The organism is Bhargavaea cecembensis DSE10, from assembly GCF_000348905.1.
In the GTDB taxonomy this organism is placed as follows: domain Bacteria; phylum Bacillota; class Bacilli; order Bacillales_A; family Planococcaceae; genus Bhargavaea; species Bhargavaea cecembensis.
In genome coordinates this window covers 62,614-75,214 of the sequence record NZ_AOFT01000011.1, presented here as the reverse complement: position 1 = coordinate 75,214, position 12,601 = coordinate 62,614, and the positions used below count along the sequence as shown (strand labels likewise).

The window sequence follows — 12,601 nt, the reverse complement described above, 5'->3', positions numbered from 1 at the left end:
AATATCCGGTTTAATCGGCCAGTTCAGTTTACCCGTTGAATTCACTCTGCAAAAGATTAGTTTGAGACTTATTCGGTACGCCTCTTATAAAACTACCCGTTTCTCATATAAATAATAGACGGACCAACCAATTTGAAGAGAGAAACCATTAATTAATTCTTTTTCTTCTATCTGTCCCAATATAGCAACAAAGTTTCCACTTGAGGTTCTAGCTCTTCTTCGCAGTTACTTTAATGATTTTACCCGTAATCATCTTTTCAAATATCTTCATTACTTCAATCTCTCTTCTATAACCCTTTTCTAGCAAGATTCTTAATTTCACAGCACTCTGTTCGTGATTAAGTAATGAAAAACGAACTCCAAACCGGAGTTCGCCATAGTATTTATTGATTTAATTCCATCCAAGTCACAGCTTCCACATGACTCGACTGCGGAAACATGTCCACCGGCTGAACTTCTTTCGTTTTGTAGCCGCCGTCTTCCAGGATGCGGAGGTCGCGGGCGAGGGTGGCCGGGTTGCAACTGACGTAGACGAGGCGCTTCGGGCGGTACTCGAGGATGGTCCGGAGAAGGTGCTCGTCGCAGCCCTTCCTTGGCGGGTCGACGACGAGGACGTCGAACCGTTTTTCCTTGTACCAGCGCGGGATAACGTCTTCGGCCGCTCCGGCTTCGAATCGGGTGTTCGTGAAGCCGTTCACCTTGGCGTTGCGCTTGGCGTCTTCGTCGCCTGAGGGACGATTTCGACGCCGTATACTTCCTTCGCTTTCTTCGCGAGGAAAAGCGAAATCTTGCCGATGCCGCAGTAGGCGTCTATGACAGTTATTCCGCTCTGGCTACTGGCGGACGATGGGCTCCGGCCTGCCTGCTGCAATCGCAAAACTGGTAAACCCGGACAAACAAGTAGCGCGATTGTCGGTGACGGAGGGCTCTAGATGGTGCTCCGGATCTTATGACCGACATCGGTACGGATTCGATATCACAGTCGTTGTCCTGAACAACGAAACTAACATTATTTATTATGCCTCAATAAACACATCAATTTTCTTTATTCTTAAATCTTTATTTAAGTTAAATGAAATTGACGCATTCAAGTCCTCCCACTTTTCGAGAGCTGAAGTAAAACTCTCACCCTTAACAACCCAGGTAGTTTGACAGGACTCTATTAGATAGTAGCTGTCGTCTATGCAACAAGTATCACATATGGGTTCTTGTCCTATCGGAAACTCAATTATGTCTGTGGGACTAAAGAAGATACCGCACTTTATACATTTCACAGTAAACTATCACTCCAATGAATTTTTTGATGTGCACTTTATTGAAGGAGCAAAGCATCTCGGTGTAGTTCCTGGGCGGCTACGCCAGACCCCGAAGGTGATTCAGCCGCTTGCCTGCAAGGACTCGATCCCTGAAGCAGGCAATGAAGAAGCGAGCCACCGGCTTCTTAATGCATAGATCCATAAGTCACTTCACATAAAATCTGAATACAAATCCTTCATAGCTACTAGACAGTTCAGCTGCAAACTCGCCAAACTCTGCTTTTGATGGATTAGAAGAACTGAAAACAAATTGTTCCACCCGTTCGTTGATCTCTGGGTTTTCACTTTCTGCAGGATCAACTAAGGCCTTCAGATACATCAGAATATGTAGTGCTATTTCTTCGGAAAGCATTTCTTCTGATTTCCACGACATACCCCTGATGTTTCCTGACTCTGAAACTGCTACGACAAGTTCATCACTGATGGAGAGGCATAGGTCATCACAGGAAAGCTATAAATCCCTCCGTTTAGGGTTTCCTCATAGGCCGGATTATGAAAAAGGGCCGTGTCTAACTGGTCTCGTGCCATATCATTTACGCGTTCTGTATAGTCCGCAAGATAAAGAGAACTGACCTTTCCCCAAAGGTTCGTTTCGGTGATAGATTGATCTTTAAAAGTCTCGTCAACAAGCGACTCTTCTTCTGTTTCATCAGAATACACCAAGTCTTCCTCGTCTAAATTATCTTCAACTGGCTCAGCCTCGTCTAATGCACCAGTAGAAGCAGAGGTTGTTGTACCTCTCATTTCCTCAAGTAACCTATAGTCTACACTTGCATGCTCTGTAGTTTCAGTCTTTGTCAATTCTTTTAACACCATTGATTCCCTATCCGGCGGGAAGATAGTAGATTTAATTAGGCCAACCTTTGGAGCATAAACAGATTCGCCTATCCTGCTGCCGTCTATTTGCGAAAAATAATTTACAATAAGACAGTTCTCAAAGACACCTGCCTCTACTTCTATCGTCTCCTCGATCCCCGTCACTTTGTAGATGTAGCCATCAGACTCCCAAGAAGGACTATGTTTTAAATAAACACTACCATAACTATCTGTGATTATATCTGTAGTAACAATATAAGAAGTTACCGCCTGCCAAAATGGTGTATATGGCCCCTCATCGGTTTTAGTATATACAGTCGACTCCATCGTACGTTCAGTTACATTATTTTTTCCTAACGATGCTTTTACGATATCCACACTCATCATTTCAGTAACACGCTGTGGCTGCTCACCTTCCAAAAGATTAAAACCTTTATACTCATTACGCGTTACTGCTATTGGCAAATAATCAATTAGGACAATGTCTTTTAAGGCATCTTGGATAGCAACTTTCTGATCAGCAGACAGTTTTCCTTCTTCAGAATCTGGAGAACAAGCCGAGAACATAATTATTATGAACATGAGTCCCCCTATGAACCATAATCGCTTCACGATGTCAGCCCCTTAAGTCTCATAATGATGTTGCAAAAAGGAAAGCCGGTTCAGTTAAGACCGACTTTCCTTTCGACTCTTGTTGGACCAAAATTATAGATTGGCTGCCATAAGCTCTGCCTGTTTAACAACTGTATCTACAGCCAGCCTCTCCAGGTCCGGCGGATAGCCATAGCGTTTGAGCAGTCTGCGCACGGTAATCCGCATTTTTGCGCGGGCACTTGCACGTAAGTTCCAGTCAATGGTCATGTTCTCTTTTATCGCTTTGGTCAGCTCATGAGCAATCAGTTTTAAGGTATCATCGCCCAAAACCTGTTCAGCGGTCTCATGGTTGGCAAGCGCATCATAAAATGCGATTTCCTCCTGGCTGACACCGGCAGTTTCGCCTGCTTTGATGGATTCATCCATCTGCTTGGCCAGCGTAATTAGTTCCTCGAGGATTTTGGATGAGTCAATAGCGCGCTTGTTGTACTTATTGATGGCATTGTTCAGGAGATCGGTGAACTTCTTTGCCTGCACCAGATTGGTGCGCTGAACGCTTTTAACACGACCCTGAAGGAGTCTGTTCAGCAACTCAATCGCCAAATTCTTCTGTGGCAAGGCCCGAACCTCGGACAGGAATTCATCGCTCAAGATCGAGATGTCTGGGTTCTCTAAGCCGAGGGAACCATAGATGTCGATGACTTCCTCGGAAATGACCGATTTTGAGATGAGTTGCTTCAGCCGGGCATCGACCTGCGCGGCTGTCTGCTTGCGACCGCCGGGCCCTGCAAGGAGTTTCACCAAACCTGCCTTCACTGCCTTGAAAAAGCCGATTTCTGCTGCGTGTTCCTCAGCGTCCGGATGCGTGGCGCATAGGGCATTCGCTTTCGCGAGCTCGGTAACCGTCTGGATAAAGCGTTTCTTTTCTTCCTCTCCCAAACCGATTACGAAGTCCATGGCTTCCGTGATTGCCTGCATGCGCTCTGCCGGCTTGTCGGAAAGGTATTTGTCGTAGTTATGCCGGTACAGCATCTCCTGAACAACCTCAAACTTCTCGAACATCAACTCCACAGCTTTTTCCGTATCAATTCCGGTGTTTTCCCGGTCCGAATCCGTGTACTGCCGGAGTGCTTCCTTCAGGGAGTCCGCTATACCGATATAGTCCACAACCAAACCGCCCGGCTTGTCCCGGAAGACCCGATTGACGCGCGCAATCGCCTGCATTAGGTTATGGCCGCGCATCGGCTTGTCGACGTACATCGTATGCATGGACGGCACGTCAAAGCCCGTCAGCCACATGTCACGGACAATGACGAGTTTTAATTCGTCATTGTTATCCTTCATCCGTCGGGCAAGGAAGTCCCGTCTTGCTTTGTTTCCAATGAACGGCTGCCAATCAGGCGGGTCACTGGACGACCCTGTCATGACAATCTTGATGACGCCCTTATCGTCATCATCAGAATGCCAATCAGGGCGAAGCTTCACGATTTCTTTGTACAATTCAATGGCGATCCTGCGCGACATGGTGACGATCATGCCTTTGCCTTCAATGGCCGACTGTCGCTCTTCGAAATGCCTTATGATGTCGGCCGCGAGCTTTTGTACGCGTGATTCAGCACCGGCAAGAGCTTCCAGGCGGGACCATTTTGATTTCAGTTTTTCTCGAACCGTCATTTCCTGATCTTCAGTGATCTCATCATAATCCGGATCCAAATCAATGCCATCAGGTAGGTCCAGAGGTATTACACGGCTCTCGTAGTAGATCCGCACCGTTGCCCCGTCCTCAACAGCCTGCGTCATGTCATAAACGTCGATGTAATGGCCAAAGACGGCCGGTGTATTCCGATCCTCTGCCTCGACTGGTGTACCGGTAAAACCAATGAAGGACGCATTGGGTAGGGCATCCCGCATGTACTTTGCATATCCGTATTTCATGGAGGCAGCATCATCATTCCGGTTGATACGCGCATTGAACCCATACTGCGTCCGGTGCGCCTCGTCAGCCATGACAATCACGTTCCGGCGAGTTGTAAGAGGTTCCATGGTCTCAGCACCTTCATCCGGAGCAAACTTCTGCATTGTCGTAAAGACGATTCCTCCGGATTCGACCGACAATAGTTGTTTTAAATCTGACCGGCTGTCCGCCTGCCTTGGCGTTTGACGAAGAAGACCGTCGGACTTAGAAAATGTGGCATACAGCTGGTCGTCGAGATCATTACGGTCTGTCAGTACAACCAGTGTCGGGTTGTTCAGTTCCAGTACCAGTTTTCCGGAGAAAAACGCCATGGTAAGTGACTTCCCGGACCCTTGGGTGTGCCAAATAACGCCGATTTTCTGGTCACCTTCGTCAGAGGAGGCTCGTTTGGCTTCCTCAACCGCTTTGTTGACGGCATAATACTGATGATAGGCCGCCAGAATCTTTAGCGTGTTCTTTCCGTCTGTCTGGAACACGATGAAATGCCGGATTAAATCGAGCAATACGTCTTTCTTCAGCATCCCTCTAGTCATCACTTCTAGCTGCGGCATGGCAAGAGACGCCTCGCGCTCTCCATCTGCCGTGCGCCACATCATGAACCGGTCCTCGTCAGCCGTAAGCGAACCAGCTCGTGCATTAATGCCGTCACTGGCAATCATGAAGGCGTTGAACTGGAAGAGGGATGGGATCGTTTGCTTATAGGTCTGCAGTTGGTTGTAAGCCTCGGACAACCCCACCGACTCGTTCTTAGAGTCCTTGAGCTCCACAACTACAAGAGGAAGTCCGTTAATGAAGAGAACGACGTCAGGGCGTTTCGTAGATTGCCCATCAACAACCGTCAATTGGTTCACGGCAAAAAAATCATTCTTTTCCGGGTTTTGAATATCAAACAACCACAGTTTCCGAACCGCTTCCCGACCGTCCGGCTCCCGGACGGATACATCAACGCCGTCCGTGATGAACCGGTGGAACGCTTGGTTGTTTTCAATCAAACTTGGAGACTGCACGGCGGTAATTTGTCGGACTGCATCAGCAATGACTGGGGCTGGTGTTCCCGGGTTGATGCGGAGAAGTGCATCCTCAAGGCGCCCATCCAGCACCACATCCTGATGATCCTCCCGTTCTGGCCGATCCCCTCCCGGTGAGAGCTCCGGTCCATTCCCGATTTCATAGCCTACTTCCTCCAGCCAAGTCAGCATCGACAATTCGAGCGTATCCTCATTGATTTCAAATCGGCTCATGCACCGTCACCTCACCATCTTGCGAGAGTTCAATTTCACCGGAAAGCAACTTAGGTAGAAGGGTGTCGCGAAGCTCAATAAGCAATTGATTTTGACTTATAGTCTCATCCATTAATTTAAACAACGGATTGACCATGCTATTAAATTCCATCAATACTTGCCCCTTGGGAAGGACTGTTTTATTTCTATATGCATGGTTTCTATTCAATCCAGGAACTGCTGAGTCTGCACTCAAATTATCTAAGTTTTGATTTTGCAACATAAAATAGATGAATGGAAGAGGGATACTATCTGCCTTCATTTCCACGAAAAAAGTTGTATCTATTGGGAAGAAATCTCTTAATTCCATCTTTACTGTCCCTGGGTTTCCTTTTCTTCCGACTATGATCCCTGGCCCTTTTACCAACGCTGCATTGTGAGTGTCTACAATTCCATTTGAACCGTACACAGGATATGGACCTGGAATCCTATCTTGTTTTTTCAACGGCTTTCCGTAAGACAATTCTAGTATGCTACCAAGTTCCCGAATTCCCCACCCCTCAGGGATCTCCCCAAGCTCACTCTCCACCATTTTCCCGCCACTTGATTTATACGGGTAACCTTCCGAATTTGGGAATTCGAAGTCGATAAACCAGTGTTTAAAAAGGGTTTGGGAAAGGCACTCTAAAGAATTGATAATATGTCTGTTAATCTCTATCTTCGTATCAATAATCCGAAATATATTACTAATTTTTTTCTGTTCTTCTATTGGAGGTATAGGAATCTCTATTTCTTTCAAATTAGTCTTATTGAACTTGGGCTGTGCACTTCCAGTAATTATTGAGCTTATAGCTGCTTGCCCATATTTACTTTTAAACCAATAAAAATAAAAATCGTCTATACCCTTAGTTTTTAATGTGACTGCATTAGGGCCCAAGCTCATCTTCTTTCCTATGTCAGGGGCTCGAAATACAGTCCCTACATTTGCTCCAACATTAGAAATAATAATTTCTCCACCAAACAACTTCGTTTTCTTTAAAAAAGAATAAGCATGTTGATCTAAATAAACAAATGGCCCATTAAAATTGTTATTATAGTCGACAAGTCTAACTAAAATCGCATAATCTTCTTCTGTAAGATACTTTACATTTTCTTTTAATGAAGCAAAACTTCCGTTAGCTACATAATCAGTAATTATTTCTACGTAATTTTTTAATTTACTTACCTTCCAATGATCAGGATAAAACAAATTATTATATCTCATAACCAATTCCCCTTAGAGCCTCCCGAATCTCATCCTCCAACTGCTTCGATTTGATAAGTTGCTCGGACAATTCGGCAGTAATGCGATCCATCTTCTCCTCGAATGGCTCATCGTCTTCTTCGGCTTCTTCAAGACCGACATAGCGCCCCGGTGTGAGGATATATTCGTGGTAACGAACTTCATCAAGCGTTGCTGCCTTGCAAAATCCGGCGATGTCTTCATAAGGCATGTCATCAGTCCCACGCCATGAGTGATATATGTCTGCAATCTTCTTGACATCCTCATCCGATAGCTCTTTGTGCGTCCTGTCTACCATGGAGCCCATTTTTCGGGCATCGATAAAGAGGATTTCTTCCCTGCGTTCCCGCTTGCCGTTCTTCGCCTTGTTTTTGGTCAGGAACCAGAGGCAGACCGGAATCTGCGTTGAATAGAATAACTGTCCGGGCAGTGTCACGATACACTCCACCAAATCTTCCTCTATCAAATTCTTTCGGATCTCCGCCTCAGCCGACGTACTTGTAGACATAGATCCGTTAGCGAGAACAAAGCCGGCTGTGCCAGTCGGGGCGAGCTTTGAGACGATGTGTTGAATCCATGCGTAGTTGGCATTGCCAACAGGCGGCACACCATACTGCCAGCGCATATCATCACGTAGCTTATCCCCACCCCAATCCGAGATGTTAAATGGAGGATTGGCCAGGATATAATCGGCCTTCAGGCCGCGGTGCAGGTCATTGTGGAACGTATCAGCATTCCGATCTCCGAGATTTGCATCAATTCCCCGGATCGCCATGTTCATCTTGGCCAGTTTCCAAGTCGTTGGGTTGAATTCCTGACCATAAACAGCAATATCCCCGAGACGCCCCTGATGTTCCTCGACAAAGCGCTCACTCTGTACGAACATACCTCCGGATCCGCAACACGGGTCATACACCCGCCCTTTGTACGGTTCAATCATCTCAACGAGCAACCGGACAACCGAGTGAGGAGTGTAGAACTCCCCGCCCCCTTTGCCTTCCGCACTAGCGAATTTCGAGAGGAAATACTCATACACACGGCCCAGTACATCTTTAGAACGGCTTTCCTTGTCACCCACCTTGAAAGAGAAGAGGTCAATGGTTTCTCCAAGTCGGGTTTTGTCCAATTCAGGACGGCTGTAAGCCTTTGGAAGAACTCCACGTAGAGATTCGTTCTCTTTTTCGATAGCAATCATCGCAGCATCAATGATCTGACCGATTTCCGGCTTCTTTGCGTTGTCCTTGATGAATGACCAGCGCGCTTCCTGCGGCACCCAGAAGATGTTTTCGGCAAGGTATTCGTCTTTATCTTCTGGATCTGCCCATGCATCCTGTTTCAGTTCCTCATACTTTTCTTCAAATGCATCGGACACGTACTTCAGGAAAAGAAGCCCCAGCACAACATTTTTGTATTCTGAGGCATCCATGCTGCCCCGAAGCTTGTCTGCCATACTCCAAAGTTTTTCTTCAAACCCTAGATTCGCTGTCACCATATATAAACCACTCCTATATAACTATCTCTTTTCCAAAGCATACCAAACAAACAATGATACTGGCGACTGTTTGGACAAAAAAGAGCCACTTCTAAAAAGGCGACCCCACGAAACTCATTTGTCTGTTTCCATTTAGCCATAGACTACACTATATGTATGCTTTTCTATATTTCCATACAATGAAAAACGCGTCAAATCAACATTTCTTTCCGTTCTCCTTATAAATGTATGGTATTATTAAAAAAGTATAGAAACCATACGATAAAAAGAGGTGCAGAAATGGCGAACTTGACCCAAAACCGAAAGGGATCCGAAGTTAATGTGCAGCCACTTCGAACCCAGCATGAAATCAACTCATTCATCGAAACGCTCGAAATTGCTCCAAAAACAGCAGCCCGTAATAAACTGCTTTTCATTTTGGGAATTCACACTGGGCTCCGCATGGGTGACATCGTTAAACTCCGCATTGAAGATGTGCGCGGAAAATCTTCTTTTATGATTCAGGAAGGAAAAACAAAGAAACGGCGTACCGTGCATCTGGATTCGATTATGGCTGATATCGCAGACTACTTGGCTGACAAACCCGAAACCGGCTGGCTGTTTCCTTCATTAAAAGGAGAGGGCCATATTACCGTTACGCAGGTGTATCGGATTATGACCGATGCAGGGAAGGCGATTGGACGGGACGACATTGGAACGCACACTTGCCGGAAAACATTCGGTTACCACTATTACCAACGAACAAAAGACGTAGCGACACTCATGGAAGTATTTAATCACTCCAATCAAGCCACAACTAAACGATACATTGGGATACGAGACGATGAAATCAAGAACTCATTAAAAAACTTCCGGCTATTTTAAAACCGGAAGTCTTTTCATTCAAATACCATCCCATGATTCTTCCGACCATTCCTTTAGTAGTTTGAAAACATGTTTGTTTTCAATTAGCACCTTTAGTAGTTGAAACAACTTTAACATTTCTAGTATATTTATCTCCTCATATTTTGCACCAGTATTGAAATGGATTAAATCATTTCTCTGCTGAAATACTGAAGGATTTTCGTAATCAACAAATGCATGACAATACAAGTAAAGTGGTGCATACTCGTCAAATACTTCTAGACTCTTATACTCAATTTCTTTCAAACGCGGATGTACTGAAACCATTAATACATAACGGAACTTTGCAGGTTTCCCTCCCCTTTTCTTAAGTCTCGGCGGTAAATTGATCTTTGTTTTCTTTATAAAATCATCTAAAGCCAATTCATCCAAAAGCTCTTTAGTAATCTTCTCTATATAAATATGTAGCATCAATACAGATGATAGGTAATTAGCTTGTCCCATGACTGTTTTTAACTCGTGCAGAAAAGACATTGTATTGCCGTCTTTAGAATCCTCTTTAGGAATGCATAATTCTTTAGGTTGATTATCAATGCAGTATAGCCAGTATTCCATAAACACTTTTTCCGCAGAATTTATTAATTCATCTGAACCCATGGTTCGATAAAAACTGCCATACCGATTGATTAAATAATCTAGAAAAGCATTATCTACGTGAACATGTTTTTCCTTAAAGAATTTCTCGTAAATCATAAATTTGAAAAAGTTTTGATCTGCGTCTGTATAAGTAACGTCTACTTCTCTAATTTGCTCAGCAATATTTTTTAATTGATCACCGACCTGCTGAGCTATTCCCCGAAAAGCATTGGACCATGTAGCAACTGTTTTCTCCATCACTTTAGCTAAATTGATAACTTCCGAACCCATAGATGGTAATTCTACCCGTGGAACATATACCTTAGGCATAGGAGGTAGGACTACCTTTGGGATATATACTTTGGGCATGATAAATTTGTAATCTTTTATTAAACCTTGAATATCCTCCAATTGATAAGCCCTTTCGCTTATCAACTCGTTTTTATAGAGTATAAATCCGACATTTGATAAAATCTCGTGTTCTAAAGGTATGGTATACCTCTCCGTATCCTCTTCAAAAATTAAAACATTATGTAATACGTACTCGAATTCATCCCCAGACAGTTTACTGGCATCCCGTAATTCTAAAAAATCAGAAACAGAGATCAAATTTTTCAATCTAATATTTGTATTGCTATTTAAAACGATCTCCGTGTATTGCGCGTCCAATTAATCACCCCCCATCTATATTAAACCATTTTTGCTTGGAACTACTAGGGACTTCTAACGTATAGATATTGAGGGGAAATACAGAGGAAATTCTATTCAACTTTAATAACAGTAGTGAAATCTGACTTATAGGAGGACATGAGGATGTTGAAAAAAAGGTTTATGGTTGTGTTGTTTACAACTGTACTTCTAACAGGGTGCATCGAAGCTGAGGAGACATCTACAAAAGAGAGTGACATAGCAGTTGCCCAAGAAGAGACTGTCGAAAAAACAGATGCTAAAAATGAAGAAGTCATTGGAACAAGCAGTGGGGAAACTGAAGCCCCAGATGAAACAGATGGTGTTGAGGAAACTGCAACCTCCGATGAAGCAGATCTTGCGGAAGAAACTGAAGAGGAAGTTGTTGAAGAAGAGAGCAACTTATTTGAAGGCTATGATTTGATAGTGGTCGATGGCGGCGATACTTCAGGAATTCGTCAACCCAATGTTGTGGTCGATATTGGTTTCGGTGATCGCGAGTATTGGGCATTTACGAATGAGTATGGCCAACTGGTGCGAGTAATTGCTTCAGAAATCATCTTACAGGACAGCAGTGAACCCTTGACGTCGTCCGGAAGATATTATTCGGATGAAGCCAAAGTCCCTGGAGTCGAACATGAGAATTTAGATGAAGGGCATGTCATCGCCGATTCTCTTGGAGGCGTATCTAACGCCTATAACATCACTCCTCAGGAGAGCACGCTCAATCGTCACGGTGACCAAGCTTATATGGAAAGAGTAATAAGAGACGCAGGTGGTGCCTCAAACTTTGAAGTCAACATCACATACTCAGATACACAGACCCATATCCCATCGAGTTACCAATATACATATACACTCATGGGCAATGAGATTGTCGATGTCTTTGAAAACGTAAACCCGGATGAGGTTAATGAGGAACTGGGTCTCACTGAGGATGCACCTTCAGATTCAACTGAAAACGATGTCTCAAGTGTAGATACGAATGGCAATGGCCAGGTGACAATTAAAGAAGCAAAGGCAGCAGGATATAAGATGCCGATTACAAGTGATCACTGGCTCTATCCGTACATGGACGATAGAGATGGAGATGGCATGGTCGGAGAATAATTATATCCGCTAGCCCAATGAATTGGAGGCTATTACTCATGGCAGAGAGAGACTATATATATTTAGATAACAAAGAAAAAGAGTTATTGACTCATTTAACGGAGCTACAATAAATTTACAACTCCTGTTCCAATGCGTACTAAGTTTGATAAATCCATCAAAAAATTAACTTCGTATACACCAGAAAAAGTAACTCAATTCATTTCTCACTCTATCCATGAAGCCGGAGAATGAGAAATAATCAAAAGGTCGATATCTTCTGCCGGTAAAGGTGTAGGGGTTGTGAACGAAAGTGCTGCTCGGTACACGTTCAACAAAGAAATAATAGTAAAAGAACTATGTAAAAATTCAAGCGAGACCTTACAGTTTGAAGAGATCTGCAAGATGAGAAGTTATAAAATTGAAAGCATTGCTATGAATAATACTGGCGGACCATGGGCTTTGGCCTCCCTGCCGCCATGACTGCCAAACACTGATCCATCTAGACAAAAAGGTCGTCGCGTTTGTCGGGGACGGCGGACTCCAGATGGTGCTCGCGGATATTTTGACCGCAATCCGTACAGACTCGATATCACAGTCGTGGTCCTGAACAACTAATCTCTGCAGATGGAAAAAGACAAAATCGATGTG

At 44.3% G+C, this 12,601-nt stretch carries 10 protein-coding genes and 1 pseudogene; 4 read left to right on the top strand and 7 right to left on the bottom strand.

Translation table 11 applies throughout. The features are described from left to right. Positions 1–383: 383 nt before the first annotated feature. Positions 384–820: pseudogene (rlmD, locus tag C772_RS11175) on the bottom strand (23S rRNA (uracil(1939)-C(5))-methyltransferase RlmD); the annotation flags it as partial. A 26-nt stretch (positions 821–846) separates the two neighbouring features. On the opposite strand from rlmD, the gene C772_RS16970 reads away from it, so the two are divergent. Beyond that, positions 847–1,152 carry a hypothetical protein gene (locus C772_RS16970; RefSeq protein ID WP_326977100.1) on the top strand — a complete coding sequence of 102 codons (306 nt, stop codon included), beginning with the start codon at positions 847–849 and terminating at the stop codon, positions 1,150–1,152. A gap of 309 nt (positions 1,153–1,461) precedes the next feature. Here C772_RS16970 and C772_RS11170 read toward each other — a convergent pair whose 3' ends face one another. The 5 genes from C772_RS11170 to C772_RS11150 all read right to left on the bottom strand — a co-directional run bounded on the left by C772_RS11170 (position 1,462) and on the right by C772_RS11150 (position 8,695). After that, on the bottom strand, positions 1,462–1,689 hold the full coding sequence (locus tag C772_RS11170) for a hypothetical protein (RefSeq protein WP_008300057.1): 228 nt from the start codon (positions 1,687–1,689) through the stop codon (positions 1,462–1,464). Positions 1,690–1,718: 29 nt separating this feature from the next. After that, positions 1,719–2,744, bottom strand: coding sequence for a hypothetical protein (locus tag C772_RS11165; protein WP_035002232.1), 1,026 nt, complete (start codon positions 2,742–2,744; stop codon positions 1,719–1,721). 93 nt (positions 2,745–2,837) lie between these two features. Then, entirely contained in the window at positions 2,838–5,942 is a 3,105-nt protein-coding gene (locus tag C772_RS11160; protein ID WP_008300054.1) for a type I restriction endonuclease subunit R, read from the bottom strand. After that, complete coding sequence (locus C772_RS16165; protein ID WP_051059441.1) at positions 5,929–7,185, bottom strand: restriction endonuclease subunit S; 1,257 nt, start codon at positions 7,183–7,185, stop codon at positions 5,929–5,931. Before C772_RS16165 ends, C772_RS11160 begins: the two co-directional genes overlap by 14 nt. After that, complete coding sequence (locus C772_RS11150) at positions 7,175–8,695, bottom strand: class I SAM-dependent DNA methyltransferase (protein ID WP_008300050.1); 1,521 nt, start codon at positions 8,693–8,695, stop codon at positions 7,175–7,177. The genes C772_RS16165 and C772_RS11150 overlap by 11 nt, the downstream gene beginning before the upstream one ends. A gap of 279 nt (positions 8,696–8,974) precedes the next feature. Between C772_RS11150 and C772_RS11145 the strand changes: the two genes are divergently transcribed. Then, a complete protein-coding gene (locus C772_RS11145) occupies positions 8,975–9,559 on the top strand; it encodes a tyrosine-type recombinase/integrase (protein ID WP_008300048.1) in 585 nt (194 codons plus the stop codon). Between the two features lie 18 nt (positions 9,560–9,577). On the opposite strand, the gene C772_RS11140 is transcribed toward C772_RS11145, so the two are convergent. Then, a complete protein-coding gene (locus C772_RS11140) occupies positions 9,578–10,843 on the bottom strand; it encodes a hypothetical protein (RefSeq protein ID WP_008300046.1) in 1,266 nt (421 codons plus the stop codon). A 144-nt stretch (positions 10,844–10,987) separates the two neighbouring features. On the opposite strand from C772_RS11140, the gene C772_RS11135 reads away from it, so the two are divergent. Further along, positions 10,988–11,971: a DNA/RNA non-specific endonuclease gene (locus tag C772_RS11135; protein WP_008300044.1), complete on the top strand. Its 984-nt coding sequence runs from the start codon at positions 10,988–10,990 to the stop codon at positions 11,969–11,971. Between the two features lie 418 nt (positions 11,972–12,389). Continuing rightward, positions 12,390–12,560 (top strand): thiamine pyrophosphate-dependent enzyme, encoded by a 171-nt coding sequence (locus tag C772_RS16855; protein WP_326977101.1) that lies wholly within the window; start codon positions 12,390–12,392, stop codon positions 12,558–12,560. Positions 12,561–12,601: the final 41 nt, after the last annotated feature.